Genomic DNA, 24595 nt, shown 5'->3' with positions numbered 1-24595 from the left:
CTCCTACCTGAAATGACGGTCTAGGACTCGGGCCAGCGCATTCAACGTCTCGGCATAGGCATGGCGGGGTGGGGTGGCATATCCGATGACCAGTCCCGGCGGGTGCCCGCCCGGCGACCCCCAGTAGCTGCCGAGCCCGGCGAGTGCGAGGGACTCCGCCCGGGCGGCCTGGAGCACCTCCCGTTCGGCCGGCCCGTCCGGCGACCAGAGGATCGACGCATGGAGGCCCCTGTTCTCGCTCATGAGCCAGGCCGCGGGCGCAACCGCGGCCAGGACCTCCCCGAGCTGTTCACGGCGCATGCGGTACTGGTCACGGCAGTTGCGTATGTGCTGGTCGTAGGCCCCCGACAGCAGCAGGTCCGCCACGATCATCTGGGTGAGCGCCGTGGAGTGATGGTCGGCCACGCGCTTGGCATTCGTGATCCGTTCCACCCAGTCCGGCGGCACGACGAGCCAGGCCAGACGGATTCCCGGAGCCAGGGTCTTGCTCGTGGTGCCGGCGTAGATCACCCGGTGCGGTGCCGCCGCCTGCAGCGCACCGACCTTCTGCGGGCCGTACTGGAACTCGCCGTCGTAGTCGTCCTCGACGATCACCGCGTCGGCCGCCTCCGCCCAGGAGACCAGGGCCTTGCGGCGTTCGGCGGACAGCGGGACGCCCAAGGGGTACTGATGGATCGGGGTCACGACCGCGGCCCGGCCTCTCAGCCCTTCGGGACGCAGTCCGTCGGCGTCCACCTCGACAGCGTGCGTGTTCAGACCGGCCAGTCGGACGACGTCCCGGAAGTGGGGGTAACCGGGGTCCTCGACCGACATCGCGTCCACCCCGTTCTCGGCCAGGACGGACGCGATCAGGCCGAGCGCCTGAGTGAATCCGTGGCAGATGACGATCCGGTCCGGGTGTGTGACGACACCGCGGCTGCGGCCGAGATAGTCGGCAAGGGCCCATCGCAGCTCGGGCCGCCCTCTTGGATCTCCGTAGCCCAAGGCCTCGGCAGGAGTCGTTTGCAACACTCTCTGCGTCGCCTTGACCCAGGCCGTACGGGGAAAGAGCGTCATGTCCGGCGCGCCCGGCCTGAAGTCGTACCGCCACGGGTTTCGCTCACGGACCGGCTCGGGCTTGTGGCGCGGCGGCTTCGCCATCGAGGGGAGGACACGGGTCCCCGATCCCCGCGCCGTCTCCAGGTAGCCCTCGGCGATGAGGTGGTGGTACGCGCTGACCACGGTCCCGCGGGCGACTCCCAGATCGGTCGCGGCGCTGCGGGTGGAGGGCAGGCGGGTGCCCGGCAGCAGCCGGCCGGCCTCGATCGCCCGGCGCAGGGCTGCGGCGAGCTGGTCGCTACGGCCGCGCCGGGAGTGCAGATCCAGATCGAGATGCAGGTCAGGGGTGCGGGTACGCGGATGGGTACCCGCCGTGTGGCCCGTCTGCCGGGGTTCGGTGTACGTCATGTCGGTCATGGTTGTTCTCCTCCATCCACTCGGCCCTGTCCCAACAGCTGTGGTCCCGCCCGTCTCGCTGACACGGACGGACGAGACCACGGGAAAGAGCCATCGGGCGGTTCGGGCCGGTGCGGGTCAGGAGGTGGGCTCCCAGACGAGCCGCAGTGGCTCGGCCGGGTCGATCTCATGGAGGCTGACCCGTTCACAGTGCGGTGCCACGCGTTCGGCCAGTTCGGCACGCGCCTTCAACAGAGTCCCGGCGGAGATGACCGGGGACACTCCCTCCAGGAGCAGCACGGCGTCCCGGGTGGCCGCGGTGACCTTGGTGACATCGGAGTCACGGTGATTCCAGTGCCGGGTCATCACTTGTGAGCCGTCGGCGTAGATCACCTCGCCTTCCAGGGGCCTCTCGGTCTTGTCCGGCTCGCCGAGCGGGACGTAGACGTCGTCGGGCCGGGACCTGCGCAGTTCGATGCCGGTGCGGAACGCCGCGAGGTCGAATCCACCGGTCGGCAGCAGGTGGCTGAGGGACACGAGGTTGCAGGTGTCCACGAGGGAGGACACCCGAGGCAGGCGCCCGGACCTTTGCAGACGGCGGCTGAGCGCGTCGATGCTCGGCCGAGCCCGTCGAGGGTTCGTACCGAAACTTCGCAGCAGATCGTGCCAGACAGAGATGGCGGCCTCGTCCTCGGTGGGCAGGTGACGGCGGCCTTCGCGCACGTCTGCCTCGAGCGCGGTCAGTGCCTCTTCCGTGTCGGGCCAGGGCTCGTTGTTCTTGATGCCCTGGGCGAGCAGAAAGACCGTGCGGCACTCGGGATAGGACGCCGAGATCTCCGGCGACATGCTGACGATGAGCTCGCGGGACCGGGGGTCGGTGCGTTCCGCGTCGTACGACTGAGTCATGGGGATGTTCCTGAGGGAGGTCAGGGGGTGAGCAAGGGCGGACAGGGGCGGGACGACGCGCTCAGGCCTCGGCCCGTCGCTTGGCTATCGCCCGCGCGATGCCGGTGACGGTGAGGTCGTCGAGAATGTCCTCCGCCTCCAGATAGACGTCGAATTCGTCCTCGACCTGGGTGAGGAGGGAGATCAGGAGCAGGGAGTCGCCCCCCAGGTCCGGGAAGGCGACATCGTGCGGCACGTCGTCGATCTTCAAAAGCGCGCCCCACAGACCTGCCACGGAGGCCCTGATGCTGTCGGTTTCCAGAATCGGCTGATGGGTCATGTCGTCCTGCCTATCGCTCAGGTTCATTACACGAGTGGTACGAGTCGGTCGACGGTCGCTGTGCGTACGGCTTCCCTGTTGACCTTCAGATTGCGGTTGAGGAGGGGGCTGTCGGAAGCGAGCGGGCCCGGCAGCAACGCCAGACGGCGCACGTCCTGAGTCCGCCCGAGCTTTGTGTTGAGCTGGTCGATCCTGGCCCGCAGGGACTTCCCGGCTGTCTCCTCGTCGCCCTGGAACCAGGCGATCGCCGCCATCCCCTCCTGCTCCAGCGAGTACAGGCAGACCTGGGTGACGCCCTGGGCACGCCCCAGCTCCTCCTCCAGGTCCTCCAGTTGCAGCTTCGCCCCGCCCCTGGTGATGATCAGGTTCTTCTTCCGTCCCCGCAGGACGAGATGGCCGTCCTCGTCGAACATGCCGAGGTCACCCGTGGCGATGGTGTTGTGGCCGCGGAACACCTGCGCGACGCTCTCGGCCGGCTCCCCCTCGTAACCGACGCACAGATGCCAGTCGTGCTGGACGGTGACCTCACCGTCCTCGGTGAGGGAGACGGTCCCGGGGTACACCTCACGGCCGACGGAGCCCACCTTGTTGGCCCCGCGGCGATTCCAGGTCAGGAAACCGATCTCGGTCATGCCGTAGATCTGGTAGAGCTCGAACCCGGTCTCGGCGAAGAATTCCAGCATTCCGTCGCGTACGGGTGCGGATCCGACGAGCATCAGCCGCATTGATCCCCCGTACATGTCGTGGAGTTCACGGAACACCTCGCGACGCCGCGCTCTTCGCTCCTCCTCCGTCGGCAACACGGCCGCCGAAGCGGCGGCCGCCTCCCACTCCAGGCGGCGCTCCGCATCCATGGCGCGGTAGCGGTTCTCGACGAATTCATAGAAGCTCGGCGGCCCGAGCAGAATGGTCGGCCGGGTCACCTGCAGGGCGTCTACGAAGTGCCCGACCGTGGTGAGGACGACATCGCAGTCATTGCGGATCGCCAGGTAACACAAGTACCGCTGCTGGAAGGTGGAGAGTGGGAGGGCGATCATGATGCGGTCGTCGGACCGGAAGGGATACGCCTCGGTGTGCGCCTCGATCAGCGCCTGCACCCCCGGCCAGGCCAGGAGCAGGCACTTGACGCGGCCGGCCGTGCCGGAGGAGAACGCGAGCGTGAACACCTCGGCCTCCCCCGCGGGCAGCCGCTCTCCTTGCGGCCTGGGGGCAGGGTCCAGTGGCCGGACGGTGAGCGGCTGCGTCAGCACTGTCTCCAGAGCGCCGACGGACGCGTCGTCAGCGGCGGTACGCCCTTCCTTGCCGGCGAACACAGCGGACAGGCCGTACTGCCGCGCGATGTCGGCGTTGTCCCGTCCTTTGAAGTCGGGAACCGGCAGCGCGACCGGCACGGCACCCAGGCCGAGCAGCGCCAGGTCAAGTGCCAGCCATTCGTACGAGTTGTGGCCACGAACGCCGATCCGCATGCCGGGGCGGATCCCGCCGGCGCGGAGCCGCTCCGTCAGCGCCACCACATCGCCGAGTACCTCGGGCCAGCTCCGGAACCTTGTCCCACCTCGTTGAAAGAGGTGCACTCCGCCGGTTCGGGCGCGGCGCAGCCAGTCGACAAGGATCCCGGGAGTCTGCGGGATCGCTGCCGACTCCTTCTGGTCAGCGGTTGGTTGTGCGTCCATCAGCTGGAACTGCTCTCCTTGAGGGGCTGAATGCCCTGCCATGTGATGCTCCGAGAGGGGTGACTCAACCGGGCTTGCGCGCAGTCCTGCCGACCGCGACGAATCCGAGGACGGCCAGTGCACCCACACCCGCGCAGCACAGCCACAGCAGCCGGGTGTCCGTGCTGTACAGAAACGTGCCTGCCGCCGGCCCCAGGCCGAACGCCACGGCCTGAACGGTGGACAGATATCCCTGGTACCGCCCGATCCGGCCGGGAGGCGAGAGAGACGCCGCGGCACTGCTGACCACCGGCGAGAAGAGCATCTCGCCGACGGTCCAGATCACGACCCCGATCGCGACGGCCACATAGGGCCCGGCGCTGCCGGACACCACGATGCCCACGGTCATCAGGGCCGACCCGGCCGCCGCCGGAATCCACCAGGCCACCTTCCGGGTCAGTCCGCTCAACGGCATTTCACAGAGGATCACCAGGGCGCCATTGAGCGTGAGGAGGTAGGCGTAGAAGTCGGCACCGTGCCCCTGTGCGACGGAGAGTGCGACGGTCGAGTTGTACTGCACGTACACGGCGGTGACGGCGACGATCGAGACGTAGAAGGCCACCATGCGCAGGGGAATGCCCTTGCCGGCCTCGTCGTTCCGCGGCCGCTCCATACCCACGGAGCGCGTCGACGGCAGGCCCACCATCAACAGCAGGCTGAACAGGGCGTACATGCAGCAGCTGATGAGGAACAGCGGGCGGATGCTGTCCTTGGCGACGGTGGCGGCGATCAACGGCCCCAGCGTGGACCCGAGATTGAGAGCGAGCCGGAAGAACGCGAAGATGGGCACCCTGTCCCGCTCTTCCGTGTGGTCGACGAGGAGCGCGGAAGCCGCCGGCAGGTACGCCTGCGCGAAGAGCGCCGCTGCGAACACTCCGACCAGCGCCACGGTCTTGTTGGGAGACAGGGCGATCACCCCGAGGCTGCCTGAGGCGAGCAGGGTCGACCCGACCAGCGAGGTCTTCCTGGACAGCCGGTCGGAAACCCAACCGCCCAACAAGGAGCCCAGCGGGGTGGCGATGCCGACAGCGAGCAGAATGACCGGCATCTCCCGCGGCGTGAAGCCGAGTTGCTTGAGGAAGAGGACGAGGAAGGTGGCGAAGAAGGAACCGGCCCGATTGAGGAAAACGCCGGTGACCAGTACCCAGACCGGTCGCGGCGCATGGCGCACGATCGCAACGATCGAGCGCGGCTTGTCCTTGGTCGAGTCGACGTCCATCTCTTGATCAGCACTCATACGACGCTCAGCGACTCGCCTTCGATCAGGACGTCGGCCTCCACGGCACGCCGCCGCAGCAGGCACTCCTCCCGGTCCGCACCGCTCATCACGGCGAAGCCGACCCTGGAGAGGAAACCGTTCGGTGGCAGGCGGACCTCGGTACCGGCCGGAAGGAACGTGACGAACCGGTCGAGTCCCGGGTACTCACTGTCCTTACGGGCCAGCCGTACCTGATCGACCCTCATGTCATGTGCGGGATAGAGCATGCTGATACAGGCCACGCCCGAGCGGCTGGCGGACAGCTCCGGCTGCCGGCCGACCGCGATGTCCGCCGACGCCCCGGCGAGATCGGTGCCCTGGGCGAGCGCGCCGAGGTGGGGAATCAGACCTCCGCCGAGGCGGACGTTGATCTCGATGATGCGTGGCCCATGCACCGTCAGACGGAATTCGGTGTGCGTGACCAGGCTGTCGAGCCCGGCGGCCTTGTGGGCCTCGCAGACCAAGGAGAGCGCCTCGTCCAGCCCGGGATGGGGCGCCGGGGGCACGATATGGCCCAACTCCTCGAAGTACGGGGCGAAGCCGACGGTCTTCTCGGCGACGACGACCGGGGTCGTGACGCCCTGCCAGGTGGCGCAGTCGACACTGAACTCGGGCCCGTCGAGGTACTCCTCGATGAGGACGCCGGGGACGCTCGAGGTCGTTCCGTCGGAAGCGGATGCCTCGGCAGCAACGGTGAACGCGTCGACGAGCTGCTGCTCGTCGTCCACCCGGACCACACCGATGCTTCCGCCGAGGGCGCGCGGTTTGAGCACGACCGGGTACCCGATGTCGGCGGCGGCGCTGCGGGCGGCTTCGACGTCGTGGGCGACAGCGAACCGGACGGCGCCGAGCCCCGCCTCCATGAGACAGGCGCGCAGGGCGCTCTTGTCCTTGCACCTGCGCACGGCGTCCGGGTCCGGGTGAGGTACTCCGAGCGCTCGCCCGAGCTCGGCGGTCGACTCGACCAGCGCCTCGTCGTAGGTGAGCACGCCATCCGGAGCCTCGGCGCGAGCCACCGCGAGGAGCTTTTCCGAATCATTCAGGTCTACATGGTGAAATCCCTTGACGTAGGGCTGCTGCCAGGTGATCTCACGTCCTTCGACCAGAATGACGTCGACGCGCTCGCTTATCGCTTCGAGTGCGTATTCCCGAAACGGCTGTCCGCCACTGCCGATCAGCAGAAGCCTTTTCCTGTTCATGAAACCCACCTCATGTTGAAGGTCATACGACGTTCACGTCCGCGGCTCGCGCCAGCACGAAGCACTGTTCGTCCAAGGCCCTTTTGCCGATACGGGATTGCGGAGCCGCGGCATCGAACCCGTGGAACGTCCCTGGGAAGTGATGCAGCTGTACCGAGACTCCCGCCGCCAGGAGGCGGCGCCCGAAGTCGATGCCCTCGTCACGGAGCGGATCGAACTCGATCGTCATCACATAGGCGGACGGCAGCCTCGACAGGTCACCGGCCTCGCCCGGGGCCGCGTACGCGGACACGTTCTCCGGTGCGTCCGTGCCGAGGTAATGGCGCCACATGTGGACGTTGTTCCGTGCGTGCCAGCCCGGTGTGGCGTCGAACTCCTTCATCGACCGGGTGTGCATCACGTGGTCGACAACCGGATACAGCAGCAACTGGTGGGCGACAGCGGGCCCGTCGAGGTCACGTGCGGCCAGACAGACCGCTGCCGTCAGAGCACCGCCCGCGCTCGTCCCGCCCACGATGATCCGGCCGGTGTCGACGCCCAGTTCATCGGCGTTCGCGGCGACCCACACCAGAGCGTCGTAGCTGTCCTCGAAGGCGCACGGGAAGGGATGCTCGGGAGCGAGCCGATAGTCGACCGAGACCACCGTGACACCGGTACGCCGCGTGTACTCACGGCAGCGGGCGTCCTCTGTGTCGAGGTTTCCGGTGACGAACCCGCCGCCGTGGAAGAACAGCAGACAAGGCGCCGGCTCCTGGCCACCGCGACGGGCATAGACGCGCACGGGAATGTCCGGAGATCCCACACGCGCCGGAATCTCCCGGTCCACGACCTCGAGGTCGTCGCCGTCCTCAGGGGCGTTCCGGCTGCGCAGGGCGCGCGAGATCCGGTATGCGCGACGCAGCGCCTCACGCGATTCCTGGGGACGGCTGTAGTCGAGATCGGGTTGCAGCTCGGCGACACGGACGAGCTCGGGGTCGAGGCCGTGGGGCACGACAATGGACACAGATATTCCTCGGCGACAGCAGCTGATGTGATCGGAAAGTCGTGGGCAGGGTGGTGGTTCATGTCCGGGCGTTGTTTCGGCGGGCGATCCCTAGTCACCTCCCACCGCGAGGCGGCGGTCGGCGAAGGCGGGGAATTCCGCACGCGCGCGTGCCACCTGGGCACGGTCGAACTCGGCTGCCAGGGCGGTGGCCTCCGTTCCGGCTTCGGCGACCACCCGCCCCCAGGGGTCGATCGCCATGCTGTGGCCCCCGAGTTCGATCCCGTCCTGCCGTCCGGCGGCGTTGCACGCCACCACCCATGCCTGGTTCTCCAGAGCGCGGGCCTGCAGCAACAGCCGCCAGTGGTCGATCCGGGAGGCCGGCCAGGCTGCGGCGACGACGAAGATCTCGGTGCCGTCCTGTGCCAGCACCCGGAAGAATTCCGGGAATCGCAGGTCGTAGCAGGTGGCCGGACCGATGCGGCCGAATGCCGTGTCCTTGGCAAGCACGGCGTCGCCGGGAGACAGGAGTTCCATCTCCCGCGACTGATGCCCGAACAGATGGAACTTGCGGTAGGCGGACAGCAGGCTCCCGTCGGGTCCGAACGTGAGACTGGTGTTGTACAGCCGTCCTCCCGGACCGCGCTCGACGACGCTCCCGGCGTGCAGGTGCACGCCGGTCGCCCGCGCCGTCTCGCTCAGTGTCCGTACGAGGGGGCCGTCGAGCGGTTCGGCGGTCTGGTCGTAGGCTTCGAACCGGAAGTAGCCCGTGGCCCACAGTTCCGGCAGAACCACGAGATCCGCCTCGCCGTGCGAGGACACTTGGTCGCACATGTGGGCCACCCGTCGCTCCATGGGCTGCCGGTGGTCCACCGCGGCCTGAACCAGAACTGCTCGCATGTTCTTCTCTGGCCTCGAGGTCAACGCATCCGGGCGGTGACGAGAAAAGCGTCCAACGGCCCGAGCGCGCCGCGGAACATGGCGTCGAGTTTGGGGTTGCCCGTGGAAGGCAGCTCCCCGTACAGCTCGTCCAGGGTGTCGTAGGCGTTGCGCAGCGTCAGTGTCCCCGGCTCGAGAATGGCGCTCTGGCCGAGCCACATCGCCAGGTCCCGGCCGCAGTGCGCGACGCCTTCGGGCAGCGGTGTGTCCGGGGCGGGAAAGACGGTGCCGCCGTCGGTCAGGCCCTGCATGAGGCGATAGAAGATGGGGCTCTCCGTACGTGCCGTCAGATAGACGGGCACCTCCGCGGGGCATTGCGGAAGGGCGTTCTTGACAATCCGCTGCCGCATCAACTCCCGCATGACGCCCTTGGACTGACGGTGCGGAACCATTCCGGTGGAGTCCAGGTAGATGATCACGTGCTCGTCGAAGCGGAGCACATGATGCCCGGTCCAGCCGACGAAGGCCCCTTCTCCGTCACCGATGAGCACGAACTCGGCCAGCCGCTCCAGGTAGCCCTCCTTGCTCCGCTGCGCCCAGTACGGCGTCATGTCAGCGCCGAACGACCGGGTGGTGACAGGGATCAAGGCGTCGTAGATGCGGTAGTGAGTGGAGCGGTTGAGGGCTTCCTTCGGGTCCTTCAGCACATAGGCGGTGAGCTCTCCGCCGAGATCGATGGTCTCGCAGCGCTGGACGGCAGATCCGAGCACCTGATCGATCCGCGGCAGTTCTTTCACGTCGGCGGGGGCGACAGTCATCATGGTTCCTCTTGGTTGCGACGATGGGTCAGGCGAATGCGGTGCCGTGTGCCGACGCGGTACCGCCGGCCAGTTCGCCACCGTCGACGATCAGCTGCTGGCCGGTGATGAAACGAGCCTCGTCCGAGGCGAGATAGAAGAACGCCGACGCGACCTCCGCGGGGTCCGCATGCCGGTTCGCCGGGACCTTCGCGTTGACCTCGGCGAGCATCTCGTCCGTGTACTCGGCCCGCTGCATCGGCGTCATCACGTAGCCGGGGCTGACGCAGGCCGTGCGCACGTGCGGCGAGAGTTCCAGAGCGACACTGCGGCACAGCGCCAGCACCGCCGCCTTCGAAGCGTTGTAGTCGGCGTAGTACGGGTATCCGACCGAGGCATTGGTGGAGGCAGTGGCCAGAAGGACACCGCGGCGCGCCTCGATCATGTGACGCGCCGCGGCCTGCCACAGCGCCACCACTCCCATGACGTTGATGTCCATCAGCCGTCTGATGTCCTTCTCCGTCATGTCCACGAAGGTGCGGCGCAGACTGATGCCGGCGTTGGCGACGACCACGTCGATGGAGCCGGTCTCCTCGGCGACACGGTCCACGGTGGCGCGGACGGCGTCCCAGTCGGTGACGTCGGTCTCGATCCAGCGGCCCACCGCGTCTTCGGCGGACGGCTTGCTGAGATCCAGGTTGATCACATGGTCACCGGCGGCGTCGAAGCGCCGGGCCGTGGCGAGACCGATACCGGACGAGGCACCGGAGATGACGACTGTGCGAGGGTTCATGTTCCTTAACCGAAGATGTAGGTGAGGTCGGTGGGCAGGCGGTCGAAGAGCTGGGCCAGTGAGTCGCGGGACTTCTCACCCTCGGCCAACGCGGCGCGCAGGCGGGCGATCCCGGCCGGGTCGGCGTCCCACAGCACGCTGTGCAGCACCCTCACCAGATCCGTGAGGGCCTCGCGGGCGGCTCCGATGAAGTCGTCCGTGCGCGGGAAGTCCAGTTCCGGCGCGTGGGCCCGGATCCATCCCAGGGTGAGTACGGCCGCCGCGCTGTCCGCGAAGTGGTCATAGCGCCGGGACAGATAGCGAAGAAGCTCCGCGGTGAACGCGGTACCCAGTTCCTTCTGCGGGCCCAACGCGTCCGCCGTCAGCAGTCCGAGGACGTCGGCGTACGCCTCCTCCAGCGCCATGCGCTCGAAGTAGCTGACGTCCGCCGGGGCCTCGCCCGCGCCGGCAACGGACGTACGGCGCCAGAAGTGCCCCAGGTCGTGGCAACGGAACCAGCGCAGCGACATGCGCAGCACGTCGTCGAGCCGGACCTCGCTCGTCCTGCCCTGCACGTCCTGGAGCAGCGGCAGTGAGCAACGGCGCATCCGCTCCCGGTGCACATTCGCGAAGACCAAGGTGAACTCCGGTCCCAGCACCGTGGATTCGGCCACCTCGAGCGGGAAGAAGTGCGCGAAGTTCTTGTGCCCCGCAACCGACTCCCCTCCTGCCAGCAGCAGATCCATGATGTGCATGGTGGGACGGAGTTCCTGAACGGACTTCACTCGCCCGCCCAGGATCCGGGCCGCCTCCTCCTGGACGCGGCCGATCCGGTCGTTGACCGCGTCCACCTCGGTCTGCAACTGGGGCGACGGGACGCTGATCAGCAGGCCGATGGGGGCGGTGACATCGCGCATCGCCCAGGTGGCGATGGGCCCGCAGTACAACCAGGGTTCGTTCGGAGCCGGCTCCCGAAGCGTGAGCTGTTTCCACTCGCGGGTGTCGGCGTAGACGGCCAGCCGCTCGGCCGCGAGCCGTGCCTGCTCCGCGGCCGCGCGACCGGACTCGGCCTGCTCCTCCGACGCGAACTGCGTCAGCGCTTCGGCCGCGTCGCGCAGTTTGGCGGCGATGTCGGCGTGCCGCTCGTCCACGTCGGTCACGGCGGGGACATCCGAGGCGGTGGTGCTGTCGAGTATGAGCTTGGCCCGTACCAGGTGCTTCCAGGTTTTCGGGAAGTGCCTGCTCAACCCGGCGAATTCGGGGTCGAGTCGGCTGGATGCGACGACGGGCTCTTCTCGATGCCAGAAGGGGAACTGGTAGATGGTCTGGCGGAGCGGGATGTCAAGGCTGCCCCTGCGCACGTGCGGGTTTCCTTTGCGATAGTCGTCGTCAGCGAGCACTGGCCTGACCCACAGCAGCGGCGGCCGAGGAAGACACAGGGCTCCCGACAGGCTCGGTGATCTGCTTCTCCTCGACGACGTTCGTGACGATCGGGATCAGCGAGGCGGACCACTTCTTGCGGGCGGCCAGGAACGCGAAGACGTGTCCGAGGTACTGAACGGTGAACCACAGCGGCAGGAAGGCGGCGAAGGACGGTACCTGCCCGGTGTCGACCCAACCGATGACGGCCCAGGTGACCACACCGGTGGCCGCGTTGAGGGCGACCGTGGTCGACAGATCCGTCTGCTGCTGCCCCCAGTCGTCGGCCCTGGGCTTCAGGACGGCCCCCAGCAGGAGACCGGTGAGGATGGCTCCCAGGAGGCCGGCGCCCCCGGCTTGGAGCATGTCCATCGGGGTGACGGCCCTGGGCCCGATGAGGGCGTAGTACAGGACACCGAGCGCCAGACCCACGATGAGGCCGGGCAGGTGCATGGACGGCTTCCGCCAGTGCTGCGGTGCCGCCATCTCCAGGTCCCGGGCGCCCTTGGGGTTGCGGTAGACGGGCGGGAATATCAGGCCGGTGAGGTCGAGGTACGGCCGGTAGGCATCTCCCGCGAGGGCGATGAGGCGCTTGTCGTAGAGGATGCTTCCGATCACGTTGTAGACGTTCACGACCACGGCGAGAACCAGCAGGTCCGATGTCATGACGGGCAGGCAGAAGAACATGCCGAAGAAAGCCGTGTGCACCGGGAACCGGATCCAGCGCCGGCTGCCGATCTTCCAGCTGATGAGCTTCGGGCCCTGAGCCCGCGCGGCCTGGGCGACCAGAGTGGTGGAGCCGAAAGCCAGGCCGCAGTCGTACTCGAACAGGTGCAGCTGCCAGTACCACAGCCACGAGGCGATACCGAGCGTGTACATGATGGCCATGGACACGCCGGAGAGATGCCACAGCACGTCATCCGTGTGCTGCCACAGGGCGGCCGCCGCGAGGATGTAAACGACATTCGCCAGGGATTCGACGGAACGCCAGGCAAGTGCTTCCATGCCTGTCTTTGCCTTGACCACTCGTTTGACACGCAGCGTGGCAAGACTGGAGTGCTGAACTCCGAATCCCACCACAAGAAGCGCGTCCACCAGTAGTTTTCCGGATGATTGCACGTCTCATCCACTCCTGAAGTTTTTAATCTTTCCCGAAGTCAGCGCCTCGCTGTGGCCGCTCACGATCAAGAAAGTAACCGCGCCGTTACCATGGAGTCAACGGATCCCGGAGAAATAAAATTCGAAGTATATTTCCTCCGGACCCCGGGCCGCTATAAGACATCCAGGGAAAGCAGCAGATTCGGATATTTTGCCCTAAACGGCTCCAGTGCATCTGCCGTACACCTGAAATCCCTTGCCGCACTCGACGACAGTATGTGTACAGTCCCCGATGTGAACTCAACGGACAGCGTTTCAGGCCTTCTTGACAGAGAGTTGGTCGAGGCTGAGTCTCGCCAGCCCTTTGTCTCGTTCATCGATCCGCTCAAGGCGCGCCGTAACTTCAGACGGGCGGTCTCGCTCTCTCGCGCGCTCCGCGGCCCCTGTTCCGACGAGAGGGACGTCGAAGTCGAGGACACCGCGTTCACAGCACCCGACGATGGCCGAAAAATCCCTGTCCGGATCTATACTCCTCTCGGCAAAAATCAGCCGACGCCGCTTCCCGTCCTGCTCTATATGCACGGCGGTGCCTTTGTGGCCGGAGACCTCGACACAGAGCACGACCGCTGCGTGACGCTGTCCCGGAACGCCGAGGTCGTCGTCGTGTCCGTGGATTACCGACGCCCGCCGGAGCACCCGTTCCCAGCCGCCCTGGACGACTGTTACGCCGTGCTGTGCCAGGTTTCCCAGGACGCCGGGAACCCTCGCTGGGACGGCGACCGGATCGCCGTCGGCGGCAGCAGCGCGGGGGGCAACCTCGCCGCAGGACTCGCGCTCATGGCCCGGGACCGCTCGGGCCCTCGTATCTCTCTGCAGCTTCTCCTCTACCCGGCCCTGGACGACCGGCTGACGTCACGGTCGCTCCGGCTGTTCCCGCGGGCTTCCGGTTGGAACGTCGAAGACAGTCCTCGGATGTGGCGCCACTACACAGGGGGCGTGACGCAGCCGCACCAGTACGCGGCGCCGGCACGGTGCGACGACTTCCGCCATGTGGCTCCCGCATACATGCTGGTCGCCGAGGTGGACGCGTTGCGCGACGAAGGGATCGACTACGCGTGTCGCATGATGCGCGACGGCGTGCCGGTCGAACTGCACTGTTTCGCCCGCGCCTTCCATGGATTCGACCTGGCGGCTCCGCACGCGGCGCTCACCAGGCACGCCATGGCTGACCAGATCGCAGCCCTCGCAGCCGCCTTCGCCCGGCCGAGCTGAACTGCCCTCCACGTCCGTATCAAGGGTTGGAATCAATGAACACGGTCATGTCTCCTGCGGCCCGGGCACACGACATCAGCCGAGAACTCCCCGTTGGACGAGCGCGCCACCAGCCGGTCTTCTGGCACCATGCCGAGCCTCGTCTCCAGATCGCACAGCTCGACCCGGCACACGCCCGGCTCCGTTTTCACTTCCCGCGCACCTGGAAGCGTCTGCTCCGCGTACAGGCGCTGCTGAACGCCGTGACGGTGCTCGATCTGCCGGTCACGGTGCTCACGGACCAGCAGTACTTCGACCAGGCCGCTCCCCTCCTGCGTACCGTCGGACAGGAGCTGTCCCGGATCGCCGATGAGGAACAGAACGCCTCGGTCCGTCTCGCCGCCGACCAGCTGTCCTCGTACACGGAGTCGGGCCGCTGGCCCTTCGCCGACCCCGCCCCCGCCGACGCGCCGGGCGAGCCCTGGATCTACGTCGGCCCGGCACCGGCCGTCTTCAGCACCACAGGCGAGGCGCTGTCCGAAAGGCACCTACGGCTCCCTCTGTGCCTGATGGTCGCAGCGCCCCATGACGAACTGCAGGCCGAGCTGGCTCACGCCCGCGCCCGGCTCGGTACGCTCCGGCACGCGGCTGCGAGCATCCTCGACGAAGATGTCGCCGCTTTCGGGCAGCACGATCCGGACATCGCTGTCGCCGATCTGCTCCTGGCGGGAGGAGTGATGCTCTCCGGCCACGGGGATCTGCTGCCGCCGCTGCCCCCTCGTCCGGTGACAGTCTTCGCCAACGTACGACGTCACTGGCTGCGGCAGGCTCTCGCCTCGGCACCGGAGCAGGCCCCCGATGACATCGAGGTGTCTCTCAGGCGGTCACTGCGGCGCTCCGTGGGGCACCTCGCCGCCCATCAGTGGCGGCGGACCGCCCTGCCCGGCGACAGTGAACCCGCTCCGGGTCTCAAGAGTTTCGAGTACCACGGATTCGAGGAGGCGTACGCCTCCCTGATCAGCGTGCTGGCGGCGACGCACTGCGCCACGGCCTCCGAATCATCCGAACCATTGCGTGACTTCGTCGCGGAGCTGCTCCCCTACGCCGGACTCCCCCACCAGGCCGCCGCCGACACGGTCGCGGCCCTGCTCATACTCGGCCGTCTGCAGCAGAGCAGTTCCACCCGGCGCTCCCCGCTCAACCTGCAATCGGTGGTCGCCGCCCGTCCCGCCTTCGAAGCCCTCGTCCGTTACCTCCATGCGGCACTGTGGGGAGGCGACATGTTCTCGCTGGCCCAGGTGCGTGGCGCCTTCGCGGCCGGAGTGCAGTACCAGTCCCGGCTGACGGCGCAGTCACCGGAGCCGCCCGTGGAACTCGGCTGGACCTTCGGCTGAACCGTGCCGCGGGGCCACTTGTTCGTCTCGAGTTCCGGAGGCCGCGTCGCCAGGGAGCGCCGCCCAACAGCTCGGCCACGAAGGCGGGTTGGAGGCAACCGGCGTCGGGGTGAGCCCGACGAGGACGGCGGCGAACTGCTTCACCACCCCGCCGTCGTCGTACACCACTTCCGCTCAGGGCACCCTCGAGGTCGAGGTTGCCGCCGCCCGTGTCGGATGCCGAGTTCGGGCACCGTCGAAGAGTCGGCGCGACGCCGAAGCCTCACGCGCCGGTCGAGGTGATCATCTGCCACAGCGCCTCGAGTCGGACGCGGCCCGCGTTGCTCGGGGCACCGGCGTCCAGGCCTGCGAAGACAGCGGCGACGACGAGCCCCGAGAGTGTGCCGGGCTCCACGGCGGAGGTGAGCGCGCCGGCCTGCTGCGCCTGGCAGACCAGTTCGGAGATCCGCAGCTCCACACCTCGCCGAAGACTCACACTTTCGTCACCCGTCGACATTCGCACATCGGCGGCAAGCCGGAGCGCGGCCCGGAACGCCTCGTCGACATCACTCAGTTGGGCTGCCCGCCCGGCGAGCTGTCGGAGCGCACAAGCGGGTTCGAGGGAAGACGAGGCGAGCACGGTGAGTGTGTCGCGCCAGATCCGCCACCCTTCCTCCAACACCGCCGTGGCCAGCTCCTGCTTCGAGCCGAAGTGGCCGTACAGGGCGCCTTTGGTCATGCCGATGGACTCCACCATCGCGTCCAGCCGGGCACCGGAGTAACCGTGGGCTGAGAACTCCACGGCCGCTGTGGCAAGAAGCCGCTTTCGCGTCCGCACGGACCGTTCCTGGATCATCCGCTACCCCCATAGGAATGTGTACACGCCACACAGATAACATACCCTCCCGAAGGTATGTTACGAACTCAAGTGTGTGCCTGTGGACACCTGCCACAGGCACACACCCTCAGGACGGGGCCCGCTGCCGACGCGGACCCGGACGGGCGGGCAGGCGTCGCCAGCCGGCGCTCCTCACCTGTTCGCCCAGTACGGGGTCACCCCCGACGACCACAGGAGTACCGACCAGGCTCAGCAAGGGAAGATCGCTGCTGTCGTCCCCGTACGCGAAACAGCCCCGAGCGTCGACTCCTCTGTCCCGCAACAGGGTGGTGACGGCGCTCTGCTTGGCGGGGCCGATCATCGGCTGCCGCACCTCGCCCGTGAGCACACCCTGGGAGTCCACGATCTGCTCTGTGGCGAGGATCCCGTCCGCACCGACGTCCTGTGCGACAGGGGCCAGCAGGACCGGCGACGAACCCGACACCAGAAGGACGTCACGGCCGGCCTGTCGATGACCGTCCAGTTCCTGGAGGGTGTCCATCAGAAAGGACGTGTCTCCCTGCCGGTACTCCGCGTACCAGTCCCACGCCGCCTGCTCCAGGGCCACCGAGGAAACACCGGCGAACAGCCTGAAGTACTCGCGGTTCAATTGGGCCCGGTCGGCTCCAGAGGTCCTGGGCTGCGCCGCCTGGAACGACTGTCGGCGCATCCAGAACTTCCAGAAGCTCAGCATGCTCTTCTCTGCGAGGAGGGTCTCGTCCACGTCGAAGAAGGCGATGCCCTTCGTCATGCCGCCCTCGCCTCCGATGTCGCAGGCTTCGGGCCGGACAGCGCCACCTCGGCGTACCGGGCGGCCGCCGTCTCGAAACTGAGGGCGCCGTGGGCCCGTGCCGCCGCGATGTCCCGCCAGCGACGCTGCTGCGGGTCACCCTCGGCGAGGGCGCGCGCGCCGAGACCACGCAGCAACTGGTCGGCGGCGTCACCGCACCATTCCACCGCCAGGGTGACGTCGCGCTGGTTCTCGGCAGTGAGCAACGGGGTCACCTCGGCATGGTCCGAACGCCAGGCGGCTTGTTCCAGCAGCAGTTGGGCCGCTCCGATCTGCGCGGAGGAGCGGGCCAGGAGCCGGCCGGTGGACGCCGGCACGTCCCGGCCCGCCAAGTCGTCCTGCCACGCGCGCACCATGCCGCGGGCGGCGCCGAGCACCGGGCCGGCGAAGATCAACGCGGCCACCAGCCCGTAGGGAACGGTGTGGCACCGTGCCGCGTCCGGACGAGGACGAGCCAAATCACCCACGGTGCAGGTCAGATGGCCGGACACGAGCACGTCGGCCTCGACCGTGTTGGTGCCGGTACCTCGCAGACCGATCGGACGCCAGGTGTCCCGCACCGTGACATCGGCACGGGGGACGGCGAAGATCCGGTGTTCCACCGCGCCGCCGTCCCCGGGGGTCGAGGAGGCCAGCAGGACCCAGGTGGCGTGGTCCACCCCGCTGGCCATGCGCCAAGTTCCGGTCAGATGCCAGGAACTGCCCGCACGTCGGGCCGTTCCCTGGGGCGGGACGACGGAGGCCGCGATGCGGACGTCGGGAGAGGCGCCCCAGAGTTCTTCCTGCCCCTGCTCCGGGAGATAGGACGACAGGCGTCCGTGTGCCGCGTAGAGAGCGGCGCACCAGGCGGTGGAGGCACAGGTCTCGGCCAGTTGGGCGGTCGTCTCCAGAAGCCGGGTGAAGCTCCCTGCCGTACCACCTCGGCGAGCGGGCACGAAGTGACGCGCGAACCCGGCTGCCGTCACCGCCTCCGCCAGCCGGTCGGTGAGCCGGTACCGCGTGTCGAGCAGTTCACGGTCCTCTTCAGCTGCCCACAGGACCGGGGTGAGGTCTCTCAGCATGCGGCGCCCGCCCGGCGGTTGCGCTGGAGCGGCACCGTGGACCGCGGGACGGCCAGCCGCGCGGTGGCGAGAACACGGTCGTATTGACGCGCGGTGGCGAGGAACTCACCGCTGTCGGCATCCGCGGCGATGGTGATGACGACGAGGTGCCCGAGTTCACCGAACGCGTCGAACGACATGTTCATCGCCCGCAGATCCAGCGGCTCGAGAGGTTCCTTCGGTTCGGCGTTCTGCCGCGAGCTGACATGTACGGCTTGCCGGAACGCCTCCGCCAGAACCATGCCCGGCACGTGGTCCGACGCGTGATCGAACAGCGCCGGATGACTCGTGTCCATGCGCAGCAGCCAGCTGTCCGCCTGCTGGGTGGGGCCGGTGGCGAGCACGGACGCGCTCTCCTCCCGTCGTCCGACCGAGGCCGCGGGTAACGCCTCCAGGACGTCTCCTGTCTCCTCGCCCCCCTTGAGAACCGGACCCCGGGAACGTACGACGCCGTACTGCGTCGGGGACAGCGCGTCCCAGCTCATCTCCGCACAGCCCACCTCGCGTCCACCGACACGGATCACCGTGCGGGCGGACAGACGGAAGCGGCGCGGATTGGTGCCCGCGCGACGGACCGAGGTGTCGAACACCACCGGTGAGCCGCGGTCGGCGAGTGGCTCGGCGAGTTCGAACTCGAATCCGTGCAGGACGAAGGCGTGGTCGGTGGGAACGCGGTAATAGCGGTGCGAGAGGTGAATACCTATCTGCCTGAACGTTTCTACAACTACAAGTGAATCCCGCACACCGCCCGCTTCGGCGCGGTAAAGCAGGTGATCGTCAGGCCAGCGCGCGGTGACCTCGAAACGGTCTTCGGCCACCTGCTCCGCCGCCGCCACGAACACTTCCCGATCGGCCGTCTTGTGCACCATGCCGCGCGGCACGTGCGCCCCCTGTAACGATCCCGACCTCATCGACATTTCTGACTTCGGCGCTGCATGTTGCATCAACGCACACCCTCCCCAGAGCTTCCTGCTCGAATGCCATGTGCACGAGCAATCATGATCACTCGGATTCGACCGAAGAAATATACCTTGGCGAAGGTATGCTGTCATCGGTCGTCCGGAAGCTGGACGGCGCTCAGGAGCGAGGCGGGATGAGAGCGGCATGACGGCGACACAAGGGCAATCCATCACGAACAACCAGGCCAGGGCCGCGGATTCGCGCGTGGCACGCGGCCCCGAACCACGTCAGGACCGCGCGGTGCGCACCCGGGCCCACATCCTGGAAGCTGCGGCCTCGTTGTTCGCCGAGCGCGGAGCCCCGGCGACCTCCATGGCGGATGTGGCCGTGCGCGTGCGCATGACCAAGGGGGCCGTGTACTTCCACTTCCCCAACAAGGAGTCCCTGATCGTCGCCGTCGTGGAGGCACACTACGAGCGGTGGCCCGTCCTCCTCGACGAGGTGAGGGCCTTGGGGCTCGGCCCGATGGACACCCTGGAAGAACTGCTCGGCAGGACTGCGGTGTTGTTCCGCGACGATCCCGTGGTCCAGGGCGGCGCGCGGCTTCAGATGGAGCAGCCCGTCGCCGAGGGCATCCTGCCGGAGCCGTACACGGGATGGATCGAGCGTTTGACAGCAATCCTCGATCAGGCACAGGCGGCCGGCGAACTCCGCCCGGGAATCGTGCCGTTGGAGGCCGCGCGGGCATTGGTGTCGGCCTTCTTCGGTACCCAGCACATCACTGCCCGGCTGGGCCACAGAGCCGAGCTGGTCGACCGCTGGGCGCAAGTGCGAGGCCTGCTCTTCCAGGCCCTCAAAGCCTGACCGCCCGCGCACGCCGACTCCTCGAACATTCCGCTTCGCGAAAGCGTGAACCAACCCACCCCTTTGCTGCATCCGAGCTGCTCACTCCTGCCCAAAAGCAGCCTTCCATTTCCCATGCGTGAATCATCCCTTGCCCTATCGGGCACCAGCGCTCCACGCGTGGCAGGCCAGGCGATCAGTCCCGCCCTCGCCGTCTTCAGCACATCTCGAATTCACTGATCCAACCATCCTGGTTTACGCGGCTTGGAATGACTCAAGGCTGTCATGGAAAGGCTGAGCCAAGAGCCTGGCTATCGTTTCGCCCTGTTTTTGTTCCACGGCTCCCGGAGTGTGCTGGTCCTGCTCCTCCCGTGGTGAACGCCCCGGCCCGGGGCCAGGTCCGCGCGATCCGCAGGCGGGCACGTGCCCCCTGGGCCCCCGGCCCGTCCGCGCGAGCGGCTTCCCAACCCGGCTGCTTGGCTCTCGATGATGCGCGCGAAGCCTTCGTCCCCATGGCCCGCGTTGATCTGGCGTTGCAAAAGCCCGTTCGACGGTGCAGTCCCCGCCGGCCCGGCACCGACAACGCACCATCCCCGGCCAACGGCCGACACTGTGAGACCGGGACACATTGGTCAGAGATGTCAGGAGTCAGGCCCGGACCCGGGAGGCACTCCCCCATCCTCCCGCACGCCACAGCGACCCCACCTCAGAACCGGCGTGGCCTCTTGTCCCGGAGTCAGAGCCGATCCTCAGTGGGTGGCCCCACGGCGGCTCCTTCGCGCCGGACACCCCGACATGCCGACCCACGCAGGGCGGGCCGGCCCTCGGGGCGGTGAATCGGCGGCGTCAGCCCAGCCCGTCGGCGCCCACCTGTACGGCCGACTCGTCGAGCAGGGAGTCGGTGACGGGCTGCGGATTGCCGTTCAGGTCCAGGACGGGGGTAGCCTCCTCGTACCAGGACTTGATGACGGCGTTGCCCCAGAAGTCGCGGCGGCGGTCGTCCTTGACGTTCCAGCGGTAGGTCTCGTGGTCGGGGTCGCCGGTGTAGTAGTCGGAGGTGTAGATCTCGACGCGGTGGCCGTCGGGGTCACGGAGGTAGAGGTAGAAGGCGTTGGAGACGCCGTGCCGGCCGGGGCCGCGTTCGATGTGGTGCTCCTTGCGGAGCGAACCGAAGAGGTCCGCCGCGCGCAGGACCGAACGCCGTCGGCTACATGACCACCGGTGGCTACGTCCAGGCCTACTCGGTGAACCACCTCGACATGGACCCGACGACGATCCTGATCTGTGTCATGGTCGCCGCGGTGGGCTGGCTGGCCAGCACCCTGGCGGGCGGCCGGCTGTCCGACCGGATCGGCCGCCTGCGCGTGTACCGCATCGGCTTCGCCATCCAACTCGCCTGGATGTTCCCGTTCTTCGCGCTGCTCAACACGGCGAACGCCGCCCTCGTCGTCCTAGCGCTCGTCCTCTACAGCATCGGCCTCGGTCTCACCTACGGCCCGCAGGCCGCACTGTTCTCGGAGATGTACCCCACGGCCGTCCGGTACAGCGGCGCGGCCCTGTCGTACGCCATCGGAGCCGTCCTCGGCGGCGCCTTCGCCCCCATGATCGCCGAGGCCCTGCAGTCCGGCACCGGCACCGTGTACTCCGTCGGCGTCTACCTCGCGTCGGTCACCGCGGTCGGGCTCGCCGTCACCTTCTTCCTGAAAGACCGCAAGGGCGTCCCTCTCAGCGACGCGGAGACCGGCCAGGAGGAGGACCGGACGGCCGTGACCGCGTGAGAACCCGCCGACCGGCCGGAAAGACCTCAACCGGGCTCCGACGACTGGCCGCCACAGGCAGCACGAACGCACCTCACCTTTCGTGTCCCCCGGCCCGCAGGAGCGGGACAACTGCCCTCTTGTCGCACCCCACACCGACCCCGCCCCCCAAGGAGCCGTCCCCATGAACGTCCCACAGGCCGACACCACCCGCGAAGCACCCTCCGGGGACCACCGCGCCACGGCCCTCACGCGGCGCCGCTTCTGGCAGCTCGGCGCCGCCGCAGTCACCGCCGGTGCGGCGTCGCTGCCGGCCGGGCGCGCTGCCTACGCCGCGACCGCCAAGAGCGCACAGGACTACTTCGACAAGGCCACCGCACTGGCCGGAGACGACCCGGTCCTCAAGAGCATCGTCAACGCCCTCACCGCCGGCTACGCCCCTCCCCGGCCGCCCGCTCCGGCGCCGCTGCGGATATTCGACAACGTCGGGGTGGTGAGCGTCGGTTTCGTGTCCGCCACGGCGATCCTCACCTCACGCGGGATCATCCTCATCGACGCTCTGAACAACCCGGACGAGGCCGAGCAGATCCTCGTCCCGGGTCTGCGCGAGCTGGGAGCCGACCCGTCGACGATCAAGTACGTCGTCGTCACCCACGCCCACGGCGACCACTTCGGCGGTGCCCAGTACCTGGCCGACCGGTACGGGGCTCGCGTCCTGATGGCGCCGGCCGACTGGGATCTCCTCGCCTCCACCGCTCCGGCCGATGCGCCCACCCGGGACCTGGACATCGCCGACGGCCAGAGGCTGCGCCTGGGAGACACCACGGTCACGCTCCATCACACCCCGGGCCACACACCCGGCACGGTCTCGCCGATCTTCCCGGCCCGCCGGCAGCACCGCACGCACACCGCGATGACCTGGGGCGGGACCAACCCGCCCACGGCCACCGCGAGCAAGGAGACCTACCTCTCCTCCACCCTCACCTTCGCCTCCCGGATGCGGCGGGCCGGGGTCGACGTCGAACTGAGCAACCACGCTTTCGCCGACTACGGCCTGGAGCGCCTGGAAGAGTTGCGCGCCGCGCCCGACGGCCGCGACAACCCCTTTGTCATCGGCACCTCCGGGGCACAGCGATTCATGAAGGTCATGGAGAACATGCTGCGCGGCCGCATCGCCCTGGACCGGGAGGCGGCCTCCGGCACCTCTGCGGCGTCGGCAGCGACGACCGAAGCCGGTACGGCGGGCTGCGGCTGCTGACAGGCGTAGGCCGGTCGTCGACGCCGAGACCATCTGTTCATTTGCGCTGAGGAAACCGATCTGTTTTCCTATGGGGAAACCGATCGGTTTCCGAACGGTTTTCACACTTCGACCAGCGCCAAGGGGCAGACATGACTTCCACGCTCGATCACGGGGCGTCCGCCACCGGGAAACCAGACTCGGGCCGCCGCGGCTCACATGCCGTGCGCTGGTGGGTGCTCGTCGTGCTGGGCGTGGCACAGCTGATGGTCACGCTCGACGCGACCGTCGTGAACATCGCGCTGCCCGCGGCGCAGCACGACCTCGGGTTCAGCGACGGCAGCCGGCAGTGGGTCATCACGGGGTACGCCCTGGCGTTCGGCAGCCTGCTGCTGCTCGGAGGCCGACTCGGTGACCTGTTCGGCCGACGTACCACCTTCGTGACCGGCCTGATCGGCTTCGCGGGCGCATCCGTGGTCGGCGGCGCGGCCGGCAGCTTCGAAATCCTCGTCGGGGCACGTGTGGCCCAAGGTCTCTTCGCCGCGCTGCTCGCACCCGCGGCGCTCTCGCTGCTCAGCGTGACGTTCACCCAGCCCGGCGAGAGGGCGAAGGCCTTCGGCATCTTCAGTGCGCTGTCCGGTGCGGGCGCCGCGGTCGGACTGCTGCTCGGCGGCATGCTCACCGAGTGGGCGTCGTGGCGCTGGGTGATGTACGTGAACGTCGTCTTCGCGGGCATAGCGCTCGTCGGTGCGCTGCTCTGGCTGGCCAGGCCTGTGGTCACCGAGCGGCCCAAGACAGACGTGCCGGGCACCATCGCGGTGAGCGCCGCACTGTTCGGCATCGTCTACGGGTTCGCGCACGTCGAATCCACCAGCTGGACCGACCCGGTCGCCCTCGGCTCCATGATCAGCGGCGTGGTGCTGCTCGCGGTGTTCGCATGGCTGGAGCTCAGGGTCGCGCATCCGCTGCTGCCCCTGCGAGTCGTGCTGGACCGGACCCGGGGCGGTTCGTTCCTGGCCGTGTTCGTCATGGGCATGGGAATGTTCTCGATCTTCCTGTTCCTGACCTACTACCTGGAGGCCGGCATCGGCTACTCACCGATCGAGGCCGGCCTGTCCTTCCTGCCGATGGTCGCGGGCATCGTCGCCTCGTCGACCACGGTGCCGTCACTGGTACTGCCCAGGGTCGGCCCGAAGGCCGTGGTCACCGTCAGCTTCCTGGTCGCCGCGACGGGTATGGCCCTGCTGACCCGGCTCACGCTGAACAGCGCCTACGCCGCCAACATCATGCCGGGCATGATCCTGCTGGGCCTCGGCATCGGCGGGGTGATGACCACCGCGTTCCAGGGTGCGACCGCAGGCGTGCACCACGAGGACGCGGGCGTCGCCTCGGCACTGATCAACACCAGCCAGCAGGTGGGTGGTTCGATCAGCACGGCACTGCTGACCACCGTCGCCTCATCGGCTGCGACCGACTACCTGTCCTCGCACAAGCCCGGCGCGCTGACCGTGGCTCAGGCCGGAGTCGAGAGCTACACGGCCACCCTGGCGTGGGGCGCCGGGATCTTCGTGGTCGGTGCGGTGCTCACGGCGTTCCTGATGCCGAATGCGGCCCTGCAGCCGTCGGAGGGCGAACCCGTCATCGCCCATTGACGCGCGGACCGTTCGCAAGGCTGGGCGACGGCCCTTTGGG

General features: G+C 68.0%; 22 protein-coding genes. 6 read left to right on the top strand and 16 right to left on the bottom strand.

Going from position 1 to position 24595, the window contains the following annotated elements:
* Positions 1–3: 3 nt before the first annotated feature.
* The 12 genes from ACGFWE_RS39000 to ACGFWE_RS38945 all read right to left on the bottom strand — a co-directional run bounded on the left by ACGFWE_RS39000 (position 4) and on the right by ACGFWE_RS38945 (position 12682).
* A complete protein-coding gene (locus ACGFWE_RS39000) occupies positions 4–1455 on the bottom strand; it encodes a PLP-dependent aminotransferase family protein (protein ID WP_393604968.1) in 1452 nt (483 codons plus the stop codon).
* Positions 1456–1572: 117 nt separating this feature from the next.
* Positions 1573–2340, bottom strand: a complete 768-nt coding sequence (locus ACGFWE_RS38995; protein WP_393604966.1) for a B3/4 domain-containing protein — start codon at positions 2338–2340, stop codon at positions 1573–1575.
* A 61-nt stretch (positions 2341–2401) separates the two neighbouring features.
* Positions 2402–2659, bottom strand: a complete 258-nt coding sequence (locus ACGFWE_RS38990; protein ID WP_352389620.1) for an acyl carrier protein — start codon at positions 2657–2659, stop codon at positions 2402–2404.
* A gap of 26 nt (positions 2660–2685) precedes the next feature.
* Positions 2686–4332 (bottom strand): AMP-binding protein, encoded by a 1647-nt coding sequence (locus tag ACGFWE_RS38985; protein ID WP_352389621.1) that lies wholly within the window; start codon positions 4330–4332, stop codon positions 2686–2688.
* A 64-nt stretch (positions 4333–4396) separates the two neighbouring features.
* Entirely contained in the window at positions 4397–5608 is a 1212-nt protein-coding gene (locus tag ACGFWE_RS38980) for an MFS transporter (RefSeq protein WP_352389622.1), read from the bottom strand.
* On the bottom strand, positions 5605–6828 hold the full coding sequence (locus tag ACGFWE_RS38975; RefSeq protein ID WP_352389623.1) for an ATP-grasp domain-containing protein: 1224 nt from the start codon (positions 6826–6828) through the stop codon (positions 5605–5607). The genes ACGFWE_RS38980 and ACGFWE_RS38975 overlap by 4 nt, the downstream gene beginning before the upstream one ends.
* Positions 6829–6850: 22 nt before the next feature.
* Positions 6851–7831, bottom strand: coding sequence for an alpha/beta hydrolase (locus ACGFWE_RS38970; RefSeq protein ID WP_393604963.1), 981 nt, complete (start codon positions 7829–7831; stop codon positions 6851–6853).
* A 90-nt stretch (positions 7832–7921) separates the two neighbouring features.
* The gene (locus ACGFWE_RS38965) at positions 7922–8710 is read right to left on the bottom strand and encodes a carbon-nitrogen family hydrolase (RefSeq protein ID WP_352389625.1); all 789 of its coding nucleotides are present in this window, start codon (positions 8708–8710) and stop codon (positions 7922–7924) included.
* Positions 8711–8730: 20 nt separating this feature from the next.
* Positions 8731–9510, bottom strand: coding sequence for a hypothetical protein (locus ACGFWE_RS38960; protein ID WP_393604961.1), 780 nt, complete (start codon positions 9508–9510; stop codon positions 8731–8733).
* 25 nt (positions 9511–9535) lie between these two features.
* The gene (locus tag ACGFWE_RS38955) at positions 9536–10279 is read right to left on the bottom strand and encodes an SDR family oxidoreductase (protein WP_352389627.1); all 744 of its coding nucleotides are present in this window, start codon (positions 10277–10279) and stop codon (positions 9536–9538) included.
* Between the two features lie 5 nt (positions 10280–10284).
* Positions 10285–11619 (bottom strand): hypothetical protein, encoded by a 1335-nt coding sequence (locus ACGFWE_RS38950; RefSeq protein WP_352389628.1) that lies wholly within the window; start codon positions 11617–11619, stop codon positions 10285–10287.
* Between the two features lie 28 nt (positions 11620–11647).
* Positions 11648–12682, bottom strand: a complete 1035-nt coding sequence (locus ACGFWE_RS38945) for a hypothetical protein (RefSeq protein WP_393604958.1) — start codon at positions 12680–12682, stop codon at positions 11648–11650.
* A gap of 387 nt (positions 12683–13069) precedes the next feature.
* Here ACGFWE_RS38945 and ACGFWE_RS38940 point away from each other — a divergent pair, with 387 nt between their 5' ends.
* Both ACGFWE_RS38940 and ACGFWE_RS38935 read left to right on the top strand, forming a co-directional pair.
* On the top strand, positions 13070–14047 hold the full coding sequence (locus ACGFWE_RS38940) for an alpha/beta hydrolase (protein ID WP_393604956.1): 978 nt from the start codon (positions 13070–13072) through the stop codon (positions 14045–14047).
* 47 nt (positions 14048–14094) lie between these two features.
* Positions 14095–15420: a hypothetical protein gene (locus ACGFWE_RS38935; protein WP_393604954.1), complete on the top strand. Its 1326-nt coding sequence runs from the start codon at positions 14095–14097 to the stop codon at positions 15418–15420.
* A gap of 262 nt (positions 15421–15682) precedes the next feature.
* Here ACGFWE_RS38935 and ACGFWE_RS38930 read toward each other — a convergent pair whose 3' ends face one another.
* From ACGFWE_RS38930 to ACGFWE_RS38915, 4 genes are all read right to left on the bottom strand, one after another.
* Positions 15683–16255 carry a TetR family transcriptional regulator gene (locus ACGFWE_RS38930; RefSeq protein WP_393604953.1) on the bottom strand — a complete coding sequence of 191 codons (573 nt, stop codon included), beginning with the start codon at positions 16253–16255 and terminating at the stop codon, positions 15683–15685.
* Between the two features lie 109 nt (positions 16256–16364).
* Entirely contained in the window at positions 16365–17027 is a 663-nt protein-coding gene (locus tag ACGFWE_RS38925; protein ID WP_393604951.1) for an HAD family hydrolase, read from the bottom strand.
* Complete coding sequence (locus ACGFWE_RS38920; RefSeq protein WP_393604949.1) at positions 17024–18127, bottom strand: oxidoreductase; 1104 nt, start codon at positions 18125–18127, stop codon at positions 17024–17026. Before ACGFWE_RS38920 ends, ACGFWE_RS38925 begins: the two co-directional genes overlap by 4 nt.
* On the bottom strand, positions 18121–19110 hold the full coding sequence (locus tag ACGFWE_RS38915) for a ScbA/BarX family gamma-butyrolactone biosynthesis protein (RefSeq protein WP_393604947.1): 990 nt from the start codon (positions 19108–19110) through the stop codon (positions 18121–18123). Before ACGFWE_RS38915 ends, ACGFWE_RS38920 begins: the two co-directional genes overlap by 7 nt.
* Before the next feature lie 160 nt (positions 19111–19270).
* Here ACGFWE_RS38915 and ACGFWE_RS38910 point away from each other — a divergent pair, with 160 nt between their 5' ends.
* From ACGFWE_RS38910 to ACGFWE_RS38895, 4 genes are all read left to right on the top strand, one after another.
* Entirely contained in the window at positions 19271–19930 is a 660-nt protein-coding gene (locus tag ACGFWE_RS38910; protein WP_352389636.1) for a ScbR family autoregulator-binding transcription factor, read from the top strand.
* A 1190-nt stretch (positions 19931–21120) separates the two neighbouring features.
* Positions 21121–21687: an MFS transporter gene (locus tag ACGFWE_RS38905; RefSeq protein WP_393604945.1), complete on the top strand. Its 567-nt coding sequence runs from the start codon at positions 21121–21123 to the stop codon at positions 21685–21687.
* A 163-nt stretch (positions 21688–21850) separates the two neighbouring features.
* Positions 21851–22924 carry an MBL fold metallo-hydrolase gene (locus ACGFWE_RS38900; protein WP_393604943.1) on the top strand — a complete coding sequence of 358 codons (1074 nt, stop codon included), beginning with the start codon at positions 21851–21853 and terminating at the stop codon, positions 22922–22924.
* Between the two features lie 131 nt (positions 22925–23055).
* Entirely contained in the window at positions 23056–24555 is a 1500-nt protein-coding gene (locus ACGFWE_RS38895; protein WP_393604941.1) for an MFS transporter, read from the top strand.
* Positions 24556–24595 lie beyond the last annotated feature (40 nt).

It is taken from the genome of Streptomyces sp. NPDC048523, from assembly GCF_043199815.1.
Classification (GTDB): Bacteria; Actinomycetota; Actinomycetes; order Streptomycetales; family Streptomycetaceae; genus Streptomyces.
This window is presented reverse-complemented; position numbering and strand designations above follow the sequence as displayed.

Bases quoted from the DNA above. Each gene is read 5' to 3' on its own strand.
- ACGFWE_RS39000 (WP_393604968.1), bottom strand. From the start codon at position 1,455: ATGACCGACATGACGTACACCGAACCCCGGCAGACGGGCCACACGGCG.
- ACGFWE_RS38995 (WP_393604966.1), bottom strand. From the start codon at position 2,340: ATGACTCAGTCGTACGACGCGGAACGCACCGACCCCCGGTCCCGCGAG.
- ACGFWE_RS38990 (WP_352389620.1), bottom strand. From the start codon at position 2,659: ATGACCCATCAGCCGATTCTGGAAACCGACAGCATCAGGGCCTCCGTG.
- ACGFWE_RS38985 (WP_352389621.1), bottom strand. From the start codon at position 4,332: ATGGACGCACAACCAACCGCTGACCAGAAGGAGTCGGCAGCGATCCCG.
- ACGFWE_RS38980 (WP_352389622.1), bottom strand. From the start codon at position 5,608: ATGAGTGCTGATCAAGAGATGGACGTCGACTCGACCAAGGACAAGCCG.
- ACGFWE_RS38975 (WP_352389623.1), bottom strand. From the start codon at position 6,828: ATGAACAGGAAAAGGCTTCTGCTGATCGGCAGTGGCGGACAGCCGTTT.
- ACGFWE_RS38965 (WP_352389625.1), bottom strand. From the start codon at position 8,710: ATGCGAGCAGTTCTGGTTCAGGCCGCGGTGGACCACCGGCAGCCCATG.
- ACGFWE_RS38960 (WP_393604961.1), bottom strand. From the start codon at position 9,510: ATGATGACTGTCGCCCCCGCCGACGTGAAAGAACTGCCGCGGATCGAT.
- ACGFWE_RS38955 (WP_352389627.1), bottom strand. From the start codon at position 10,279: ATGAACCCTCGCACAGTCGTCATCTCCGGTGCCTCGTCCGGTATCGGT.
- ACGFWE_RS38945 (WP_393604958.1), bottom strand. From the start codon at position 12,682: ATGGAAGCACTTGCCTGGCGTTCCGTCGAATCCCTGGCGAATGTCGTT.
- ACGFWE_RS38935 (WP_393604954.1), top strand. From the start codon at position 14,095: ATGTCTCCTGCGGCCCGGGCACACGACATCAGCCGAGAACTCCCCGTT.
- ACGFWE_RS38930 (WP_393604953.1), bottom strand. From the start codon at position 16,255: ATGATCCAGGAACGGTCCGTGCGGACGCGAAAGCGGCTTCTTGCCACA.
- ACGFWE_RS38925 (WP_393604951.1), bottom strand. From the start codon at position 17,027: ATGACGAAGGGCATCGCCTTCTTCGACGTGGACGAGACCCTCCTCGCA.
- ACGFWE_RS38920 (WP_393604949.1), bottom strand. From the start codon at position 18,127: ATGCTGAGAGACCTCACCCCGGTCCTGTGGGCAGCTGAAGAGGACCGT.
- ACGFWE_RS38915 (WP_393604947.1), bottom strand. From the start codon at position 19,110: ATGCAACATGCAGCGCCGAAGTCAGAAATGTCGATGAGGTCGGGATCG.
- ACGFWE_RS38910 (WP_352389636.1), top strand. From the start codon at position 19,271: ATGACGGCGACACAAGGGCAATCCATCACGAACAACCAGGCCAGGGCC.
- ACGFWE_RS38905 (WP_393604945.1), top strand. From the start codon at position 21,121: ATGACCACCGGTGGCTACGTCCAGGCCTACTCGGTGAACCACCTCGAC.
- ACGFWE_RS38900 (WP_393604943.1), top strand. From the start codon at position 21,851: ATGAACGTCCCACAGGCCGACACCACCCGCGAAGCACCCTCCGGGGAC.
- ACGFWE_RS38895 (WP_393604941.1), top strand. From the start codon at position 23,056: ATGACTTCCACGCTCGATCACGGGGCGTCCGCCACCGGGAAACCAGAC.